The 21,364-nt window shown below is 38.2% G+C and carries 14 protein-coding genes; 7 read left to right on the forward strand and 7 right to left on the reverse strand.

All coding sequences use genetic code 11. The features are described 5' to 3' along the window. Positions 1–282: 282 nt before the first annotated feature. Positions 283–1,515, reverse strand: a complete 1,233-nt coding sequence (locus tag IM793_RS20235) for an MFS transporter (protein ID WP_193424492.1) — start codon at positions 1,513–1,515, stop codon at positions 283–285. 170 nt (positions 1,516–1,685) lie between these two features. Here IM793_RS20235 and IM793_RS20240 point away from each other — a divergent pair, with 170 nt between their 5' ends. Beyond that, entirely contained in the window at positions 1,686–2,129 is a 444-nt protein-coding gene (locus IM793_RS20240; protein WP_121283273.1) for a MarR family winged helix-turn-helix transcriptional regulator, read from the forward strand. 46 nt (positions 2,130–2,175) lie between these two features. Then, positions 2,176–3,012 (forward strand): MBL fold metallo-hydrolase, encoded by an 837-nt coding sequence (locus IM793_RS20245; protein ID WP_193424494.1) that lies wholly within the window; start codon positions 2,176–2,178, stop codon positions 3,010–3,012. Between the two features lie 350 nt (positions 3,013–3,362). On the opposite strand, the gene IM793_RS20250 is transcribed toward IM793_RS20245, so the two are convergent. Next, entirely contained in the window at positions 3,363–3,875 is a 513-nt protein-coding gene (locus IM793_RS20250) for a glutathione peroxidase (RefSeq protein WP_121283271.1), read from the reverse strand. A gap of 551 nt (positions 3,876–4,426) precedes the next feature. Here IM793_RS20250 and topA point away from each other — a divergent pair. Further along, entirely contained in the window at positions 4,427–6,991 is a 2,565-nt protein-coding gene (topA, locus tag IM793_RS20255) for a type I DNA topoisomerase (RefSeq protein WP_193424496.1), read from the forward strand. A 93-nt stretch (positions 6,992–7,084) separates the two neighbouring features. Then, complete coding sequence (locus tag IM793_RS20260; protein ID WP_193424498.1) at positions 7,085–7,489, forward strand: hypothetical protein; 405 nt, start codon at positions 7,085–7,087, stop codon at positions 7,487–7,489. A 98-nt stretch (positions 7,490–7,587) separates the two neighbouring features. Here the strand turns inward: IM793_RS20260 and IM793_RS20265 are convergent, their stop codons facing one another. Next, entirely contained in the window at positions 7,588–8,742 is a 1,155-nt protein-coding gene (locus IM793_RS20265; protein WP_193424500.1) for an ATP-binding protein, read from the reverse strand. Positions 8,743–8,791: 49 nt separating this feature from the next. Next, positions 8,792–9,214, reverse strand: a complete 423-nt coding sequence (locus tag IM793_RS20270) for a nuclear transport factor 2 family protein (protein ID WP_193424502.1) — start codon at positions 9,212–9,214, stop codon at positions 8,792–8,794. Positions 9,215–9,428: 214 nt separating this feature from the next. Here IM793_RS20270 and IM793_RS20275 point away from each other — a divergent pair, with 214 nt between their 5' ends. The 3 genes from IM793_RS20275 (at position 9,429) to pbpC (ending at position 18,336) form a co-directional block, all read left to right on the forward strand. Further along, positions 9,429–15,020, forward strand: coding sequence for an alpha-2-macroglobulin (locus IM793_RS20275; protein WP_193424504.1), 5,592 nt, complete (start codon positions 9,429–9,431; stop codon positions 15,018–15,020). A 107-nt stretch (positions 15,021–15,127) separates the two neighbouring features. Further along, entirely contained in the window at positions 15,128–15,676 is a 549-nt protein-coding gene (locus IM793_RS20280; protein WP_227256331.1) for a transposase, read from the forward strand. Between the two features lie 278 nt (positions 15,677–15,954). After that, positions 15,955–18,336, forward strand: coding sequence for a penicillin-binding protein 1C (gene pbpC, locus IM793_RS20285; RefSeq protein WP_193424506.1), 2,382 nt, complete (start codon positions 15,955–15,957; stop codon positions 18,334–18,336). Positions 18,337–18,643: 307 nt separating this feature from the next. On the opposite strand, the gene IM793_RS20290 is transcribed toward pbpC, so the two are convergent. From IM793_RS20290 to IM793_RS20300, 3 genes are all read right to left on the reverse strand, one after another. Next, positions 18,644–19,336 (reverse strand): lysoplasmalogenase, encoded by a 693-nt coding sequence (locus IM793_RS20290; protein WP_193424508.1) that lies wholly within the window; start codon positions 19,334–19,336, stop codon positions 18,644–18,646. A gap of 429 nt (positions 19,337–19,765) precedes the next feature. Continuing rightward, on the reverse strand, positions 19,766–20,296 hold the full coding sequence (locus tag IM793_RS20295; protein ID WP_227256332.1) for a metalloprotease family protein: 531 nt from the start codon (positions 20,294–20,296) through the stop codon (positions 19,766–19,768). A gap of 15 nt (positions 20,297–20,311) precedes the next feature. Further along, on the reverse strand, positions 20,312–21,355 hold the full coding sequence (locus tag IM793_RS20300; protein ID WP_193424510.1) for a hypothetical protein: 1,044 nt from the start codon (positions 21,353–21,355) through the stop codon (positions 20,312–20,314). Between the last annotated feature and the right edge of the window lie 9 nt (positions 21,356–21,364).

The raw sequence follows: 21,364 nt of genomic DNA on the forward strand, positions 1-21,364 counted from the left end.
ATGCGGGTAGCGTATAGCGGCTGGAGTTTGGCGTTTTAACCGACTCTGTTAAAATCTGTGTTTCTTTTCTGTTTAATCTGCGGGAAACAATTTGCACTAAACCTTAATGTTTCTTAACTCCTTAATGGTAAAAAAAACTCATCATAACCATCCAACATTAAGAAGTTAATAAATTGTTATGGAAGCCTTAATGTTTCTTAACTCCTTAATGGTAAAAAAACTAATTATCATCAACCATTAAGAAGTTAAGGTAATTAAGAAAATAAAAACTTACGATATGATCTAATTTCCAGATAGAGAAAACTTATTTTTCAATTGATTGCGATGATTTTCATTATATACAAACGCTGCTACGATCAACAATCCTGCAACACCTTCGAAAGCCACAACCACTTGCGTGCCGAAAAGATGCGCCAGGTAACCCATTAACAAACTACCAATTGGCAATACCCCTTGGTAAGCCATAATATAATAACTTAAAGTCCTGCCGCGCATTACATCATCGGCATGGGTTTGCAAATAGGTATTGATAGATGAGTTTTGCGCCATTAAACCCAAGGCAGCCATACTGGTACAAATTAAGGCCATAATAAGTGATGGGGATATAGCCAGCGCCACAACAGAAATAGCCAACAGTACACCCGACATCATTACAATTTTCTGTAGGTTCTGACCCGCTTTTAAAGTAGCCATATAAATTGCCCCGAAGAAGGCGCCAAGTCCGGCAGCGCTTTCAAACCAGCCAAATGTAGTGGCATTTCCATTAAAAATATCTTTTGCAAAAACAGGCAATAAAGTAGTAAAAGGGATTACCAATAAACTTGATGCAGCCATCATTAATATCATAGAGGCCAAATCCGGAGATGATTTAAGATAATCGTAACCTTTTTTCAGGTCAATCCAGATATTTTCTGTCGATTTTTGGTGCTCTGTGAGTTTCAGTTTCATCATAACCAAACAGCCTAATACAGCAATAAAGCTTACAAAGTTAACCAGGAAACAGATATCTTCTCCCCAGGCACTTAAAATTACGCCTGCCAATGCCGGCCCGACTAGCCTGGCCGCATTAAACATTGAAGAGTTGAGCGCTATGGCGTTTGGCAAATCTTCTTTATCATCAATTAAATTTACCATTAACGATTGGCGCGCAGTCACATCAAAAGCATTCACCAGGCCCTGAACCAGCGAAAGTGCTGCAATCCAGAATATATCGTACACCTTAAACCAGATCATTAAAGCAAGAGCACCAGCCTGAAGCATCAGAATGATCTGGGTAATTACTAATATCTTGTATTTATTATGCCTGTCTACATAGCTCCCTGCATAGGGTGCCAGTACCAGCGAAGGGATTAAACTCAAAAAAGTAATCAGTCCTAACAAAAATGCCGAACCTGTTAAACGGTAAACCAACCAGCTTATGGCAACACGCTGCATCCACGTGCCTATTAGCGAAATAGCCTGACCTGTAAAAAATAACCTGTAATTGTAATGTCTTAACGAACGAAAAATACTCATAATTAAAATAGTAAAGTAACTTTACAAAATTAGAAAATTTTGATTAAACTCTAAAACCAAAACAACTCCTTTTTATCACGAAAACATCATAATTTACACGCCGAATAAAAGTTACTTAGTTTATCTATAAAAATTAAACCTTATATTTGTAAAGTTTATTTACCAATAAGATGCCTACTCAAACACAAGAGATTGCCGCAAAGTTAAGAAGCACCGTTACCCGTTTAACCAGAGAGTTACGCAAGCAAAATGTAAGTTCAGACTTTAGTAACGCTGAATTACTGACCATGTCGCTACTCGAACAGCATGGCAAAATGCTTTCTACAGAACTGGCAGACATGGAAAGAGTATCCAAACAAGCCATTTCGCAGATCATTAACCGCCTGTTTGATGCCAAATGTGTAGAGCGCTTTCCAAGCGAGGAGGATAAAAGAAAGGTTTTTATCGGCTTAACCAAACTTGGCGAAAAACACATTATTGCAACTAGAAAAATAAAAGAAGAATGGCTGGTACAAACCATGGAAAAAATCTTTTCTTCCGAAGAAATCAACCTCATCCAGGCTTTCCTCCCACTGCTTTCTCGTTTGGTAGAACACAACGGTGCAAGAGTATAATTTTCTTTTTTGCTTCGCCAAATAAGCCTTATCTTGCAACCTGAAAATGGCATTATATTTTACATCAATCAATTCGGGCAGTAATGGCAATTGTTACTATATAGGTAATGATAATGAAGCTGTTTTGGTTGATATTGGCCTAACCTGTAAAGAGGTAGAAATCCGGATGAATCGTTTGGGTTTACCTATAAGCAAAGTAAAAGCTGTTTTTATCTCGCACGAACACAGCGACCACATTAAAGGGGTAGCTGTTTTTGCTAAAAAATATAAACTCCCGGTCTACATCAGTACAGCTACCTTAAAAAGCAGCCGGCTGCTTTTGGATGCAAACAATACCTTTTCATTAAGCAATCAACAGCACATTCATATTGGCGACTTAAAGATTGCTGCCTTTTCTAAATTTCACGATGCAGCTGATCCTTATAGTTTTACTATTGAATGTAACGAAGTAAGAGTTGGTGTTTTTACAGATATAGGCTCAGTATGCGATCGTTTAATTACCCATTTCAAAAGCTGTCATGCCGCTTTCCTGGAAGCCAATTACGATTCGCAGATGTTGGAGAGTGGTAAATACCCTTATTTTTTGAAAAGAAGGATTACGGGTGGACATGGCCACCTGAGCAATACACAGGCACTGGAACTATTCGTCAATCATAAAGCGCCATACATGAGCCATCTCTTACTGAGCCACTTATCAAAAGATAATAACAGCGCAGAGTTGGTTGAAAATCTTTTTAAAAACGTGGCTGGCGATACTTTTGTAAAAGTAGCTTCTAGATATGAGGAAACGGAGCTTTATTACGTTAGCAACAGGCAAGATACGCCTGAAGTTTACAGCTTCGACCCTAATCTATACCAACCAGCACAGCTTAACCTGTTTTAACATTTTATTGTCAAAAATATCTTGGCTTTTTCCATCAATTCGGTTACAGTATCCCCTATTTTACGCTATTAATAGCCATTGAGCTGTTAACACCATATCTACCCATTATAAATTTATTTTTTTCAAAAACTTTTTATCTGAACAGGCGTTTTATATAAACTTCATAAATAGTTTGTTTGGTTTATTTGGGGCTTATGGATTTAAGCCCCTTTCTTATGTCTAAATCCCCCGAACACTCCATATATAACATAAAAAAAAGGTAAAATGTCTTACCACTTTACCTTTTAATTTATTTAAAGAAGCGAAAGATTAATACATCTTCCCTCTTACATTGTCCATTTTACATCCCTTTACAGGTTTTTAATAATCGCCTCGTCAGTAGGTTTTGTTTTAGAACGGAAACGGTGAACCAATTCTCCTTTTTCATTGATTAAAAATTTCTCAAAATTCCATTTAATATCGCCTTGCTCTTCAGTATTGGTCTGAGAAGTTAAATACTTAAACAAAGGACTGATATCATCGCCTTTAACACTGCTTTTTTCTGCAAGCAAAAACGAAACATTATATTTTCCGGTACAAAACTCTTTAATTTCTGCATTGGTAGAAAATTCCTGTCCACCGAAGTTACCTGCCGGGAAACCGATTAATACGACCTTTTTACCATATTGTTTCTGAAGTTTTTCTAAATCTTCGTACTGTGGTGTAAAACCGCATTTAGATGCCGTGTTAACAATTAGGATTTTTTTGCCTTTAAATTTAGAAAGCTTAATTTCCTTACCATCAATGGTTTTAAAGCTGAAATCATAAACATTTTTTGGTGGGGATACCAATAAGTTTAATAGGATTAGAATTGTGCTGATCATCGTTTTTATTTTATATTTATATACGAATATAAGTACAAATCGGTTGCCTTGATGTAATGTGGCTGTAAATTATGTGATATCCATAATTAAAGCACCTAAGGTATTGCCAATAAAGCGGCTATTATCATAAATCATTATTTCTTTTGATCAGGAAATGAGCGCGCAGTAGTTCTTCGCAGTTGTAGCCCTGCTATCGCTTATAGTCCTCGCTGCGCTGTGGGCTATTCCGCTCTATCCGGTTTAATTAACAAAGTCTGTTCTTATCGCTTCATACAAAACGCTATTAAAACCTGAATAGCAGCATCAGCCAAGCCAACTAAACCCGACCGAAGTGAGATGCCGATCTTTCATCGGCAGAAACGGGGGCGGGCCCAACCTTAACCTAACAGCATTGTTATTGCTTTTCAAAAACAAAAAAGATTAAAACCAGATTAAAATCGACCTATAAACCAACATATTTATCACTTAATTAATAAAAAAAATGTATTAAATTCTTCTCAGGTTTGGATTTATGCTTTAATTATAGCTTTATTTGCACAAAAACGTATTTCATGGCCAAAAATTTATTAATCGTCGAGTCACCCGCAAAAGCTAAAACTATAGAAGGCTATTTAGGCAAAGATTTCCTTGTGAAATCTAGCTATGGCCACATCCGTGATTTAGTTAAGGGAGATATGGCGATTGATATCAAGAACAATTTTGCCCAAACCTACGAGGTACCCGCCGATAAGAAAAATGTTGTCGCCGAATTAAAAAAACTAGCTAAAGAGGCCGAAATGGTATGGCTAGCATCCGATGAGGACCGCGAGGGAGAAGCCATTTCGTGGCATCTATTCGAAACTTTAGGCCTGAAAGTAGAGAAAACAAAACGTATCGTTTTTCATGAAATTACCAAACCAGCTATTCTAAAAGCAATCGATAGTCCCCGTGGGATTGATTATAATTTAGTAAACGCCCAACAGGCACGCCGTGTATTAGATCGATTGGTGGGTTTTGAACTTTCTCCGGTATTATGGAAAAAAGTAAAGCCATCACTTTCTGCAGGACGTGTACAATCCGTGGCCGTACGTTTAATTGTTGACAGAGAGAGAGAAGTTTTGAACTTTAATGCAGCTGCTGCATATAAAATTACCGCACAGTTTTCTACCGGAAAAGGAAAAGAAATGGTGAAGGCAGAATTGCCACAACGTTTTGAAAGCGAAGCAGATGCCGAAAAATATCTTCAGGACTGTGTAAATGCTAAATTTGATATCACGAGTTTAGAAACCCGTCCGGCAAAACGCAATCCAGCTGCCCCTTTTACCACCTCTACCCTGCAACAGGAAGCTTCCAGAAAATTAGGTTTTTCAGTTGCGAGAACCATGCAGGTGGCGCAAAGACTGTACGAAGCGGGTAAGATCACCTACATGAGAACAGATTCTGTAAATTTATCAGAAACCGCGTTAAATGCGGCTGCTGCCGAGATTAAATCTGCTTACGGTGATCAATATCATCAACATCGCGTTTATAAAACAAAATCTGCTGGTGCGCAAGAAGCTCACGAAGCCATCCGCCCGACATATTTTGACAGACATACTGTAGATGGAGATATCTCAGAAAAACGTTTATATGATTTAATCTGGAAACGCTCCATTGCTTCGCAAATGAGTGAAGCTTTGTTTGAAAAGACAACCGCGCAGATTACCGCTTCAACCAGAAAAGAACATTTAGTAGCCGAAGGTGAAGTATTAAAGTTTGATGGTTTCTTAAAAGTTTACCTGGAATCTACTGATGATGAAGAAAACGAAGAAAAAGAAGGTGGTTCAATTTTACCTCCTTTAGCTAAAGGACAAGAATTATTTTTAAAAGAAATGCAGGCAACGGAACGTTACTCACGTCCGCCGGCAAGATATACAGAGGCCAGTTTAGTTAAAAAACTAGAAGAACTGGGCATTGGACGTCCGTCTACTTATGCACCAACCATTTCTACGGTACAAAACCGTGGCTATGTGGTAAAAGAAGACAGAGATGGTAAACAACGTAAATTTACGTCTATCGTTTTAGCAGACGGACAGGTAAAAAAAGAAATCAAATCGGAAATTACCGGTGCCGAGAAATCAAAACTCTTCCCTACTGATATTGGTGAAGTGGTAAACGATTTCTTAGTAGAACATTTTAAAGGTATTGTAGATTTTAACTTTACAGCCAAAGTAGAAAAGGAATTTGACGAAATTGCACAAGGTTTACAGGAGTGGACCAAAATGCTGCACTCGTTCTATAATCCATTTCATAGTGAAGTGGAAACCACTTTAGAAACTGCTGAACGTGCTACAGGTGAACGTTTATTAGGCTTAGATCCTGCAACGGGTAAAAATGTATATACTAAGGTTGGTAAATTTGGACCATTGGTTCAGATTGGAGAATTGGATGAAGAAGAAAAACCTCGGTATGCAAGCTTAATGCGCACACAATCTGTTGCAACCATTACTTTAGATGAAGCCCTTGAACTATTTAAACTTCCTTTCCAATTACCTGATTTTGAAGGTAAAGAGGTAATGATTGGGGTTGGCCGTTTTGGGCCATATGTAAAGTGGGGCGAAAGTTTTATTTCGCTTCCTAAAAATGAGGAGCCTTTATCGGTAACTTATGATAGAGCAGTTGAAATTATCAAACAGAAAATGGATGATGATGCACCTATTGCCCACTATGAAGGTTTAGGCGTTACAAAAGGTAAAGGCCGTTTCGGTCCGTTTATTAAATGGAACGATTTGTTTATTAATATTCCCGCAAAAGGATACGATTTCGATAATTTAACACAAGAAGATATTAATACCTTAATCGGCAAAAAAGTAGAAAAAGAAGCCAACAGGTATATTAAAACCTGGGATGCTGAAAAAATCTCTATTGAAAATGGCCGTTGGGGACCATTCATTCGTTTTGGCAAATTGATGCTTAAATTAAGGAATAACGAGGCGACTAAGCAGAAATATACACCAGAAGAACTGGCTGATATTGACTTAGAAGTGGTGAAGAAAATGATTGTGGAACAGGTGCCTAACGCTTTCGAAACGAAGAAAAAAGCACCGGCAAAGAAAAAAGCAGCGCCGGCAAAAAAGGCAGTAGCGAAGAAGAAATAGGCCAGGATTAAATGATTTTAGGATGGTAGGATTCTATCATCCTAAAATAAATTATACAATTAACCGATTAAGCAGTTTAAACAGTTAACCCAGTTGAAAGCAGATTTACCAGAAAATACAGTTGAAGATATCGCAATGGCCGTTGTATTAATGGGCGAAACACCTGAAGTAAAAAGCTGGACGGTTTATCTCGTCAATTTAAAAAACGAACCCATAAAAAATGTTTTAATCAGCTCTAAAGGTTATGGTGAAAAAGACGGGAAGCAAGTAAAAACTTCTGTGTTAAGGCACTTTGTTGGTGATATGGAAGCAAATTCTTTTGCAGGCGTAGAAGCTATTGATCCTGAAGTTTTTGGCTTAACTAACGAATATTGGCTAAGCTATTACGTCGGCAGCACCATTTACGACAAAAAGTTTATTTTCCTCCCCGAAAGCATCATCGATTCTAATCTGATTAAAATCCCATTGGTGAATAGACCGGGAGTGATGATAAAATAGTCCAAAGTCTTGAGTCCTCAGTCCAGAGTCTTTGACTACCGACTTAGAACTCAAGACCAGAGACTTAACTAAGCTGCCTTAACCGCTTGTCTACCTAGTTATTTCCAACCCATGCTGTCCCAAGGATAAATATTAATATCGTTACTTCTTATCTGCGATTGATTTCCTGCATATATTATTGTACCTCCTATTCCAGAAGTCAATTTATTCCAAAAATTAATGCCCTTAAAGTAATCGGTGTTTATGGTTTTGCCAGCCTTAATTTCAATAGGATAAAGCTTACCTCCTTCATCAATCAGAGCATCAATCTCATTCCCCACATTATCCCTCCAGAAATATAGATTATCGCTTAAACCTAAATTAAATCTTGATTTTAACATTTCAATAATAACCATATTTTCGAAAAGGCTTCCTTTACTTGGGTGAGTATCCAATTGTTGTTCATTTTGTATTCCAAGTAAAGCTGCTGCCAATCCCGTATCATAAAAATATAACTTTGGCATTTTAACTATACGTTTATTAAAGTTCTGATGATGAGGTCGCAGTAGATGTATCACGAAACTACTTTCAAGAACCGCAATCCACGAAGCAATTGTTTTGCTATCTACCCCAACTTCAATCCCTAAACTGTTCATATTTAGCAACTGTCCGATCCTACCTGCACATAGTCTTAAAAACCTTTCGAATAATGATAAATTGGTAATATTCTTTATCTGCCTCACATCTTTTTCCAAATAGGTATTTATATAATTTTGGTGCCATTTATTCGGTGGAATGTTTTGATCATAAATAGGTGGATAACCGCCCTTAAGAATAAAACTATTAATATTTTCCTCAAGCAAATTTGCAGATTTTAATTCTGGGATAGAAAGAGGTAGCAGTTTAATGTAAGCTACTCTCCCAGCTAAGCTTTGCACAATGCTTTCTTGAAGTAAGAAATTATTAGATCCAGTTATGATGAACTTTCCTTTAGACTTCGATTCATCAAGAATTTGCTGTATATAAGAAAAGAGTTTAGGGGTCCTCTGAGCCTCATCTAAGATAGCTCCATTAGGAAATTGACTTAAAAATCCACGTGGGTCATCTTCGGCGTATAAACGCGTATCCGGATTTTCCAGAGAAACATAGGGTTTATCTGGAAAAACATTTTTTGTTAAGGTAGTTTTTCCAGATTGCCTTGGGCCAATTACGGCTACTGATTTAAATTGATTACTTAAATCAAGAAGTTCTTTTTTAGCAGTTCTTTCTATCATTTTATAAATTTACAATTTCGGAATTAGATTCCGAAATTGTAAAAAAAACTCACAGAACTTTAACCGCCTGTCTGCCAAGTAACTTCCACCCTGATTTTTCTTTACTCCAGATTAAAAGAATATATAATTTTACATTTCCTGGAACATTTTTATCGTTTGTTTTAGCATTTAGGGTATGTCTAACTAAAGCCGTTTTATTTTGAATAATAACCGATTGATCTGCTAAGTTGATATCTATGAAATCAGATTCGCCAGAAAGTAAAGAATGTAAAAACTCCTGCTTATTCTGTATTTTTCCACCCGAATGCCCATAGCTTAAATTATTAAGCACCATTTTATCCAAAGCCACGCTATCTGGGCTAACCATCAGTTTGGTCAATTGCGTCACTGCATTTTCTACTTCAGCTTTCTGTGCAAAACAAAAATGTGTAGGAATTAATAAACACGAAAGAATTAAGAGTTTCTTGATCATATCTGGTTGTATTGAGGTTGATGCCGTAAACATATCCAAAACCCTTCAAATGAACAAACCATTCGATTTAATTTTCAACATTATTTCTTTTAACGTCGATTTTAGTTAATTTTCTGATCCAACAGAGGAATATCGGCATATTCAAATAAATTACGGCATAACAATTGCGGCAACCGCAGCATTATATTCTCATTTATCTTAACGAATTTCATTTATGGAACAACCATCTACCTATCAATCGTCCTCAAAAAAGAAATTTATTTTTATTGGCTTGCTGGCTGTTTCAATAGTGGCAATCGTATTTATTTATTTTAACAGGAAAAAGAAAAATCACGAAGAAAACCAGGCATATGCGAAATATATCGAAGCTTATACTTCCGGTACCATTTCGAAAAAGAGTTTTATCCGCGTCCACCTGGCTAATGCCGCAACGGGCATGCAGGATTTAGGCAAAGCAGATAGCCGCGAACTTTTCGACTTCTCTCCTTCTATCTCTGGAAAAACCTACTGGATAGATCCTCAAACGGTTGAATTCAGGCCTGATGAGAACCTTAAACCTGGTAAAAACTACGAGGCTACCTTCAAACTTTCAGAAGTTTCTGCTACAGAAAAAGGCCTTGAAGACTTCGATTTTGATTTTAAAGTAATTACCCCGGGGATCATGTTATCCCAAAACGGCTTGGTTTCACAGAACAACACTTCTCTGGATTACATGAAACTTACAGGTGAAGTAGCTACTGCCGATGTGGAAGAAACCAGTAAAATAGAGAAAACCCTTTCATTGGATTTTGACCAAAAGTTAAAGATCAAGTGGCAGCATGATCCGGCCAAAAATACCTCAAAATTCATTATCGATAGCATTAAAAAGACGGGGAACGACCAAAATCTAAAATTAGAGTGGGATGGTGATGCCATTGATGCTGATCAGAAAGGAGAAGTGGAAGTTCGTGTTCCGGCCATAAATAAATTTGAAATCCTTGATATGAAAGCGATTCAGGGGGAAGAAGATTATGCATTGGTGCAGTTTTCTGAACCGATTGGCGTAGGTCAGGATTTAACCGGTATGATTACGCTGGGCAACCTAAGCGATGTTAGGTATACCATTGATGCCAGTCAGGTTAAAGTTTACGCTCCTGAAGAATTAAAAGGCAATTATGCCTTAAGTGTAAATGCAGGGGTCGAAAATATCAATGCCAAAACACTGACCACCGGTAAAGTAGCTAATCTTGTTTTTGAAGATAAACTACCATCGGTTACCATTGCAGGCGCAGGTACCATTTTACCCAATTCAGGAAAATTGGTTTTACCTTTCGAAGCGATTAATTTAAAAGCGGTTGATGTAACAGTAATCAAAATTTACGAAAATAATATTCCACAGTTCTTCCAGACCAATAGCTATAAGGATGGCAATGAACTGCGCAGGGTAGCGAAACCTATTTTACAGAAAACCGTTCGCTTAGATGAAGACAAAGCGCTTAACCTCCATAAAAAGAACCGCTTTACACTCGATCTGGATAAAATGATCCGTACGGAGCCTGGTGCAATGTATCGTGTTACCATTGCTTTCAGACAGGAATATAACGCCTATAATTGTAAAGCCGGAGAAGAAAAAGGCGATGGTGGCGATGAGGAAAGCGAATATGGGGATTATGATGGTTATGGTGAAAAGATTGATGAGGACGATGATTTTTGGAAGCGTTATAATAATTATTATCCACCAAATTACAAATGGGACGATAAAGACAATCCATGCACACCATCATTTTATACCAACCAGCGCTGGGCAAGCAGAAACTTAATTGCTTCAAATATAGGCTTAGTGGCTAAACGCGGTAACGACAATAGCATGCTGATTGTCGCTACCGATTTATTGACGGCAAAACCATTGAGTGGTATAAACCTCGAATTAATGGATTACCAGAAACAGATCATTTTTACGACTAAAACTGATGGTGATGGTTTTGCAAGTTTTGACTTAAAACGCCAGCCATTTTTATTGATCGCTAAAAATGGTTCAGAACGTGGCTACCTGAAATTAGACGATGGAAGCTCACTTCCATTAAGCAGGTTTGATGTAGGAGGCGATGTAGTTCAAAGTGGATTAAAAGGTTTTATTTATGGAGAACGCGGCGTTTGGCGACCTGGTGACAGTTTATTTGTTTCTTTCGTTCTGGAAGATAAACTAAAAAAACTTCCGGCCAATTATCCGGTAACCATGGAATTCTATAATCCAAAAGGCCAGCTTTACAAAAGATTGATTAATGGCAAGCCTTTAAATGGGTTCTATACCTTTAAAACCGCTACAGAAAGTACTGCACCTACCGGTAACTGGATGGCCAAAGTGAAAGCAGGCGGTGCTACTTTTACCAAAACCTTAAAAATTGAAACCGTAATGCCAAACCGTTTGAAAATTGATTTCAACGTTGGCAACAAAACATATTTAAGTGCAGGAACTTCAGCTGCTACCCTATCTGCTAAATGGCTATTCGGTGCCGTTGCACAAAACTTAAAAGCGAAGGTTGATGTAAACTTAAACACCACCGAAACCAAGTTTAAAGGCTTTGAGGGTTTTAGTTTTGATAATCCTACGGTTAACTTTGAATCGCAGGTTAAAACCATTTTCGAAGGTACATTAAACCAAAATGGTACAGCGCAGATTAACACTAATCTAAATGAGAACAATACGGCTCCTGGTGTGTTGAGAGCAAACTTTACAACCAAGGTTTTCGAACCGGGAGGTAATTTCAGTATCGATAATTTTAGTATTCCTTACCATGTGTACAACAGCTATTTAGGGATTCGCGCTGAAAAGGGCGATCGTTTAAGTGGTATGCTGGTTACCGGAAAAGAGCATAAAATTGAAATCGTTAATGTAAATACCGATGGAAAATTATTGAGCGGCACCAAAACCGTTACCGTAGAGTTATATAAAACCCAATGGCGCTGGTGGTGGGAACAGGATGATCAGAACACTTATGCCAATTTCACTCAAAACCAATTCAATAAACTGGTAGAAAGTCATCAGGTGAACCTGTTCAACGGAAAAGGAAGCTGGAATTTACGTGTTGATGAACCAGAATGGGGACGTTATTTAATTTTAGTACGCGATGTAAATGGCGGACATGTTACCGGAAAATCTGTTTACATTGATTGGCCGGGCTGGGCACAACGCGAACAAGGCAGCAACCCAACAGAGGCCTCTATGTTATCTTTCACGGCTAATAAAGAAAAATTCACCGTTGGAGAAGATATTACTTTAACTATTCCAACAGGCAAAAATGGAAGAGCACTTATCTCAATTGAAAATGGAAGCCGGGTATTAAAAACCTTCTGGGTAGATACCAAAGCCGGACAAACGCAATTTAAGTTCAAGGCTGAAAAAGAGATGGCGCCTAATGTTTTTGCCAATATTACTTTATTACAACCGCATGCACAAACGGTTAACGATTTACCAATTAGAATGTATGGTGCTATTCCGCTTTCTATAGAAGATCCGCAAACCATTTTAAAACCGACCATTAAAATGGCCGATAAAATTAAACCGGAAACCGAAAACACCATCACTGTAGGTGAGCAGAACGGTAAAGCAATGACCTATACCATTGCATTGGTTGATGAAGGTTTATTGGATTTAACCCGATTTAAAACACCAGATCCGCATGGTGCATTTTATGCCCGCGAAGGTCTGGGTGTTAAAACATGGGATTTATTCGACTATGTTCTTGGCGCTTGGGGTGGAAATTTAGAACGTATTTTAAGCATTGGCGGTGATGGTAGCATCAATAAAAACCTTAATCCGGCTAAAGCGAACCGCTTTAAAGCAGTGGTTAAATTTATGGGGCCGTTTACCATTGGTAAAGGCGAAAGCAAAACACACAAATTTAAATTACCGCAGTACATTGGCGCTGTAAGGGCAATGGTAGTTGCCGGACAGGATGCAGCTTATGGCTTTGCAGAAAAATCAGTTCAGGTTAAAAAGCCGCTAATGGTTTTGGCTACCCTACCGAGGGTAATTGGTCCGGGAGAAAGTTTCACTCTGCCTGTTACGGTATTTGCTACAGAGAATAACCTTAAAAATGTATCGGTGCAGCTACAGACCAGTAATTTAATTGTTCAGGGCACTAATAAACAACAGCTCTACTACAAACAAACGGGTGAGCAGATGACTGCTTTCGAGGTAAAAGCGCCGGATAATGTAGGTATTGCCAAGGTAAAAGTAATCGCACAGAGTGGTTCCGAAAAAACGGTTTATGATGTGGAAATGGACATCCGAAATCCAAACCCTTATGTAACCAACGTGGTGTCTGCTACCGTTCAGCCGCATACTAAATGGGCCGTAAACTATTTACCGATCGGAATGACGGGTACTAATTCTGGTTCACTGGAAGTATCTTCCATCCCGGCGATTAACCTTGGCAAAAGATTGAGTTACCTCATTCAATATCCCCATGGCTGTGTTGAGCAAACGACTTCGGGTATATTCCCACAACTATTTTTAGATCGGTTGAGTCCATTGAACGAACAACAGAAAGCCAGAACAGAGAAAAATATTAAAGCTGGCATAAACAGACTAAAAGGTTTCCAAACTACTGATGGTGGTTTATCTTACTGGCCTGGAGAAGGTACATCTGATGAATGGGGAAGTAATTATGCCGGCCATTTCTTAGTTGAGGCACAAAATGCTGGTTATACCCTACCTGTTGGCCTTCTGGATGAGCTATTGCGCTTTCAAAAATCAAAAGCCACAAACTGGGCACCAAACAGCAATAATTTCTATGGTGGCGATTTATCACAAGCCTACCGTTTATACATGCTGGCACTGGCTAAAAAACCTGAAATGGCTGCCATGAACCGTTTAAAAGCTTTCCAATATTTATCTGTGGCAGCGAAATGGCGTTTGGCAGCGGCTTATAAACTGGCTGGGCAAAATGAGGTGGCACAAAACATGATCAGAGGTTTGGATACATCCATCCAGGCTTACAAACAATTGGGTGGAACTTATGGTTCTGATGTACGCGATGAAGCGATGATTTTAGAAACGTTAACGCTACTCGGTCAGAAAGCAAAAGCCGCGAGTTTATTACAGCCTTTAGCAGCAAAGCTTGGCGAAAATACCTGGTACAGTACACAAACAACCGCATATAGTTTGTTGGCTATTGCTAAATTCTGTGGATCTAACCAATCGGCAAATAAACTGCAATTTCAATATGTATTGGATGGAAAATCAGCTCCTGTAAATTCTACTCAATACATTAATAGTACACCTGTAACCTTTAAGGGAAATACCGCTTCAGTTACTAATAATGGAAATAATGTATTGTTTGTGCGTTTGGTTTTAGAAGGACAGCCAGTTGCGGGTCAAAATAACTTTTTACCTAACCGTCCTGAAGTTTTAGATATGAGTTTGATTTACAAACGTTTAAACGGAAAAGTTTTAGATCCTACTACTTTAAAACAAGGAACAGATTTCTATGCAGAGGTAACTGTAAAAAATCCAGGGCGAATGGGTTACTACGAACAAATGGCATTAACTCAAATTTTCCCTTCGGGATGGGAAATTATCAATACACGCGTTAATGATAACCAGAGTATTTTAGCTTCATCTCCTTTTACCTATCAGGACATCAGGGATGATCGCGTTTTCACTTACTTTAACGTAAGAGAAGGTGAAAGCCTGGTGTATAAGGTATTGCTGAACGCATCTTATCTGGGCAAATATTACTTATCGGCTGTTCAATGTGAAGCGATGTATAACAATGATATCTCGGCCACAGAAGCAGGTAAGTGGGTGCAGGTGGTGAAGTAGATATCTTCAAACCTCGCAGGTTTTAAAAACCTGCGAGGTTTAATTTTTTGTAGAGATACAAACCTAAAGCCTCGGTTCGTGGAGACACGAACCGAAATCTAATAACAATGGATAAATTATCTGAAGCCAGAAGAAAGAATTACATTGAAATCGGAAAAATTTATTTTTGGACAGCTACTATTAACAAATGGCAAAAATTACTGGAAAAAGATAAGTTTAAGCATATCATTTTAAGTTCATTCGAGCATTTAAGTAAATTAAGCAAACTTGATATTTTTGCCTTTGTTATCATGCCTAATCATATACATACTATTTGGCGATCAAATGAACTTAATGGTAAAGAAACAGTCCAAGGCTCATTTTTAAAATATACGGCACACGAGTTCAAAAAATTATTAAGTCCAAATGAGCTTATTCATTTTTATAAAAATTCCATTAATAAAAATTATGAATTTTGGCAGAGAGATTCACTAGCGATACATTTATATACTCCGGAAGTTGCTTATCAAAAGTTAGATTACTTACACAACAATCCGTGTACGCAACACTGGCAATTAGCAACGAATCCTGAAGATTATTTATATTCGTCTGCCTCTTTTTATGAAAAGAATGAAACTGATTATTCGTTTTTAAAGGATTTAAGATTAGAATTTTAACCGTAGAAATGGTTCATGGAGACACGACCATGACGATAGAATTTTAAACGTAAAAATGGTTCGTGGCGACACGAACCATGGCGATAAACGAAGGTAAAATTAATACATTTTACCCTCATACAAATTACGAGGGTAAATTTTACACTCAAGCCTCGGTTCGTGTCTTCACGAACCGAGGCTTGAGTCGTAACGTCTCGCTACGGCTTTCAAAAAATAATAAACAACAAATACCTTAGCGAGACGCTAAGACTAGAGTTAAGACCAGAATTAAGAATTAAATGAACAAGATCCCAAAAGCATTTCTCATTTCCGATCTCATCTGCTTTGCATTGCTTTTGGCATTTCTTTTCTCTTTACCATCCAAACTTTTCAAAACGCCTACCTCCTATGTTATTGAGGCTAGCAATGGCAATTTATTAAGTGCTGCAATTGCCAGCGATGGACAGTGGCGCTTCCCTGTAGCCGATAGTGTTCCGGTAAAATTTAAGGATTGCATTATCGCTTTCGAGGATAAACGATTTTATAGCCACTTTGGCGTAGATATACTGGCCATGAGCAGGGCTATGCGACAAAACTGGAGGGCAAAAAGTGTGGTAAGTGGCGGCAGTACCTTAACCATGCAGGTAATCCGTTTGTCGCGAAAACAAGACCGAACGGTTTGGCAAAAATTATTGGAAGTGATTTTAGCATTACGCTTAGAAATAAAATACTCAAAGGAAGAAATTATTGGCCTATATGCTGCTAACGCGCCTTTTGGAAGTAACGTTGTGGGTTTAGAAGCAGCGAGTTGGCGCTATTACGGACGTGATGCTAAAACACTTTCTTGGGGTGAGATGGCTACTTTAGCTGTTCTTCCCAACAGCCCGTCGTTGGTTCATCCTGGTAAAAACTCGAACAGTCTGATCAAAAAAAGAAACGATTTATTGGATAAGTTAGCCAAGTTAAAATACATAGATCAGGCAACGGCTAATTTAGCTAAGTTGGAGCCTATTCCCGGCAAGCCCATGCCCCTACCACAAAATGCGCCCCATTTATTAAACCGTTTTAAAGCGGAAAGAACAAGTTTAAAAATCAATTCTACGAGGATTACTTCAACATTGGATGAAAACATCCAGTTGAAAGTAAACTCGATATTAAAACGCTATAACAACCGCTACAGAGCCAATGACATTAATAATATTTCGGCTTTAGTGCTTGATGCCAGAACTGGTCATGTGGTAAGTTATGTAGGTAATATTTACCAGCCGGAAAATGCTGACCTACAAAGTCACGTAGATATGATTAAAGCGCCGCGCAGCCCGGGTAGTACCTTAAAACCTTTGCTTTATGCCAGCATGATGAATGATGGATTCATATTGCCGCACACCTTAATTCCAGATATCCCGACTCAAATAGCAGGTTATTCGCCTCAAAATTATGATCTGGGTTATGACGGCGCCATTGCTGCAGATAAGGCGCTGAGCCGCTCCCTGAACATTCCGGCAGTGAAAATGTTGCAGCAATATAAATACGAACGCTTTTATGATAAATTAAAAAAATTAGGGATAGGCACACTGAACCAGCCAGCAGATCATTATGGTCTGTCGTTAATTTTGGGTGGCAGTGAAGTTACGATGTGGGATTTGGCCAATACTTACATGGGTATGGTACGTACGCTTAATCATTTCAATACCTACAAAGGCCTTTACAATCCTGAAGACTATAAACAGGCAACTTACTTTAATAATAAAACTAAAGAAGAAAAAGACTATCAGCGCAACTCATTTTTAGATCATGGTGCAATATGGGCAACCTTTAATGCCATGGAAGAAGTAATGCGCCCGGGTGATGAAGGTTTATGGGAACAATTTTCCTCTTCGCAAAGAATAGCATGGAAAACTGGTACCAGTTTTGGTTTTCGCGATGCCTGGGCCGTAGGCTTAACTCCAAATTATGTAGTATGTGTTTGGGTGGGTAATGCAGATGGTGAAGGCAGACCGGGTTTGGTAGGAATAGAAGCGGCCGCACCAGTGCTCTTTGATATTTTCAGGTTATTACCCAATGGAAAATGGTTCGAAACGCCCACAACCAAGCTCAAAAGGCTTAAAATTTGTAAAAAAAGCGGCTACAAGGCATCAGAATATTGTACTGATGTTGTAGAAGAGCTTGTTCCTGTTTCGGGAGAAAAAACTGCCATTTGTCCTTTTCACAAACTGGTTCATTTAGACAGAACAGGTACTTTTAGGGTCACCGACCAATGCGAAAGCATACCCTATATGCAGCACAAAAGCTGGTTTATTTTACCACCGGCAATGGAATATTATTATAAAATAAAAAATAGCGATTATAAATCCCTCCCTCCTTTTAAAGCTGGCTGTGAACTCTCAGGCGGAAATAGTGTAATGGAGATCATTTATCCAAAAAACAACGCGATAGTTTACATTCCCTTAGAACAGGATGGATCAAGAGGCAAAATTGTGCTTAATGCAGCACACAGAAATCCAGGTGCTAAAATATATTGGCACATTGATCATGAATACGTAAGCACCACCACTAATTTTCATCAATTGGCCATTAGTCCGCCGCCAGGTAAACATACCTTAACTTTAGTTGATGAAAATGGAGAACGCCTGGTACAGGTTTTTACGGTTTTGGATAAGGAAAAGAAAAGTGGAAGGTAAAGGATGAAGATTTAGGCAGTGATTAATATTTTTCTTTCCTCTACTGCCTTTAGTTTTATAAACCTGATATAGTAAAAATCCTTTTTAATTTGCAACGACAATAAATACACTGTCATGCTGAGGCACGAAGCATCTGTAACCGATACGCTTCCTCCGTATTCAATGCACTGACAGCACCTGTTAAAAACTGTAACCGATACGCTTCTCCGTATTCAATGCACTGACAGCACCTGTTAAAAAGATTGGAACGATAGCAGGACTACAGTAACCGTTTAACACAGAACCCTGCTTTTCAAAAAACAACAAACTATACTTCCGTCCGTGTTACCACCAACTTGCGCTCAATAGTACCGTAAACAATTAAATACTGCGCAATCATGTAAGTAGCCATAATCAGCGCACCACCCTGTGGAATGGGTTGCGCAAATTTATTAACGGCTAAAACACTGTCAGACAGCAAGAAAAATAACGCACCATAAAGGATAAGTTTAAAACTAAAAATATTCACTTTTCCATAGCGGTTAACAGCCATCAATGCCATCACACAGATGACAATGGCATACATCAAAACCGGAAACTGCATTGCTCCTAATTTTGGCTGCAGGTAGAAAAACAGACCTGAGCAAAAAATGGCAAATGCACCCACAGCCCACAAAAAATAGGGTGTTTTATGACTTGGGTTCGATTTATGATCGAGCGTAAATGCCCTGATGTAAAAAATATGGCAAACTAAAAAAGCAGCCAATCCGAAGATAAAAAAGCTTGTCCTACCTTCCTGCAGCATCAATAACAGATCTCCCGCCCAGGCAAAAATTAATCCGGTAAAAATCCTTTTATGGAAACGGCCTTTCAAATTTGTAGTAACATATAGCCACACCAAAAGTACCAACACAATCAAAGGTTTAGAAAAAGTACGCAAGCTTGCATTATTGCTATATTCGGCATATAGCTGAATTACAAATACAAGGGAGAATATAAATGAAAATAACTTAGTCTTCATCAGTCTTAGGATTTGCATTCTGCAAATTAAAAAACCAAATTACGGATATTAAATGGATAGCCACAAAAATTACCCGATAACCTATCTTTAATTTAAAAAAAGATACCAGCAAAATAACGACCTGAAATAATCGAAGCGCTAAAACGGAGGGTATGGTAACAACCTAAGCACCTCCTCATTTAAAGGAGGTAGGCTTGGGCCGAAGCGTTAACACAAAAAGTATAATTTATGAATAAATTGTCGAAGGGGTTCGCTTTTTTAGTTGGCAGGAATTAATCCTGCCAACCAATTAAGCATAGATATCCTTATTATCTGACCCGAATATTAAAAATCATTTCAACTTATCATAACAGATTATACAGATAGGTGTATTTCCTTGATGAATCGTCTTATTTCCTTGATGAATATTCCTCACCACTATGGTTTTTATTATACCAAAAATTTAATGATTAGATAAGGTAAACCTAAAGCAACGGCACCACCATAAATAATATCGAGCCAAAAGAAAGATCCCAATGCACCGCCATATATGAAACCGACTATTGGGGTCACAACTATTTTAGACAACCAGGAAGTGGTTTTTGATTTTACAACTGCATTCCACAAACTGTTTGCATCTCCTGTGCTTGGAAATGCATGTGCGCCAATCGAAATGGCCAGATACATCAGTAAATAATCTAAAACATTGGCCGAATCGAATTTAAATTGCAGCGCAGCAGAAAAACCAATAATAAAACACAACAGTGAGTTAACAATAAATGGCCCTACAGAAATAAATACTGTTTGATAAACCTTTGGTGCGGGCTCGTGTAAAACATAACCTACAGGATTCTCGGTTCTAAAATAGCAAACTTCGAATACCGGAACCTTAAATAACCTGCAAAAAAGCTGGTGAGCAAGCTCGTGTACAATTACGCCCGGAAAAGTAGCAATACTGATTAATATACCTGGAACAAACATAATTTTATCTTCTAATTACCTATAAATTTCTGAACCCAAAATAATGGGTGATAAACGTTTCGATATTGTACTATCTCCCGAGTGAGTTTCGTGGGCCTTTATTTTAGCCAAACTCGCCAAACTTTCTTTTTTCCTGCCGGCAAAATAGTCTACCATTGCCGTGGCTTCAATGGCACTGTCATTATCAGGATCAAGAGACAGGGCTTTTGAAGCAAAAACGGCAGCCTCCCTATCGTGTTTTCTTTTAAGTTCAATCCTGGCCTTTTGCGATAAAACATAAATATCTTCCGCATTAAATGCCAATAATCGATCACACAAGGCCAAAGCTTCATCATATTTGGCCGTGTTTCTTTTAACAGCAGTTTTCAAACTCAAAGCCTGATAAAAATTAGGATCAACTGCCAATACCTTGTTTACAATATCATCTACCCGATCATAATCTTTTGTCTCGAATAAAAAGTTTGCAATATGCGTTTTTAATACAATTTCATCAGTACTATCTACCATAGCCAATAATTTTTCTTTATCCTTGGCGACAGCAACAGTACGTTTATACATCAACGTGTCCTTGGGGAACGACTGGGCAATATATTCAGAGGCCGCATTTACCTTGCGCAATAAGTTTTCATCCTCTGTTTTTATATCCGCTATCTTGTCAAAAGCAATCTGGTATGCTTCAAAATCAAAATTATAGGCACTTGCAACCATCATGTAGGCATTGGCATTAAAGTCTTTCGGGAACTTATTTAATACTAAACTCAACTCGCGTTGTGCCGTTATAAAATGTTTTTGATCGATTGCGTTCTCCGCTTTGCCTAAATGGACTGCAGCAGAAATATATTGTTGCGTGCGTAACAAACTGATCACCATAACCGCTAAGATGCCGAGCGCGAAAAATTTAATCCATTTGGGTATGGGATACTTTATTAAACTTTTTCGGCAATCAGAACATAAATTAATGGCATAGCCAGGCTCGTATACATTTATCTGACAGTTTGCGCACAGGCTTTCGTTAAAATGGCTTTCTGACGCACCTTCTACGGAATGATTTTCTTGCATGTGAGATTC

The sequence above is a fragment of the Pedobacter sp. MR2016-19 genome, from assembly GCF_014947265.1.
Taxonomy (GTDB): domain Bacteria; phylum Bacteroidota; class Bacteroidia; order Sphingobacteriales; family Sphingobacteriaceae; genus Pedobacter.

Bases quoted from the DNA above. Each gene is read 5' to 3' on its own strand.
- IM793_RS20235 (WP_193424492.1), bottom strand. From the start codon at position 1,515: ATGAGTATTTTTCGTTCGTTAAGACATTACAATTACAGGTTATTTTTT.
- IM793_RS20240 (WP_121283273.1), top strand. From the start codon at position 1,686: ATGCCTACTCAAACACAAGAGATTGCCGCAAAGTTAAGAAGCACCGTT.
- IM793_RS20245 (WP_193424494.1), top strand. From the start codon at position 2,176: ATGGCATTATATTTTACATCAATCAATTCGGGCAGTAATGGCAATTGT.
- IM793_RS20250 (WP_121283271.1), bottom strand. From the start codon at position 3,875: ATGATCAGCACAATTCTAATCCTATTAAACTTATTGGTATCCCCACCA.
- topA (WP_193424496.1), top strand. From the start codon at position 4,427: ATGGCCAAAAATTTATTAATCGTCGAGTCACCCGCAAAAGCTAAAACT.
- IM793_RS20265 (WP_193424500.1), bottom strand. From the start codon at position 8,742: ATGATAGAAAGAACTGCTAAAAAAGAACTTCTTGATTTAAGTAATCAA.
- IM793_RS20270 (WP_193424502.1), bottom strand. From the start codon at position 9,214: ATGATCAAGAAACTCTTAATTCTTTCGTGTTTATTAATTCCTACACAT.
- IM793_RS20275 (WP_193424504.1), top strand. From the start codon at position 9,429: ATGGAACAACCATCTACCTATCAATCGTCCTCAAAAAAGAAATTTATT.
- IM793_RS20280 (WP_227256331.1), top strand. From the start codon at position 15,128: ATGGATAAATTATCTGAAGCCAGAAGAAAGAATTACATTGAAATCGGA.
- pbpC (WP_193424506.1), top strand. From the start codon at position 15,955: ATGAACAAGATCCCAAAAGCATTTCTCATTTCCGATCTCATCTGCTTT.
- IM793_RS20290 (WP_193424508.1), bottom strand. From the start codon at position 19,336: ATGAAGACTAAGTTATTTTCATTTATATTCTCCCTTGTATTTGTAATT.
- IM793_RS20295 (WP_227256332.1), bottom strand. From the start codon at position 20,296: ATGTTTGTTCCAGGTATATTAATCAGTATTGCTACTTTTCCGGGCGTA.
- IM793_RS20300 (WP_193424510.1), bottom strand. From the start codon at position 21,355: ATGCAAGAAAATCATTCCGTAGAAGGTGCGTCAGAAAGCCATTTTAAC.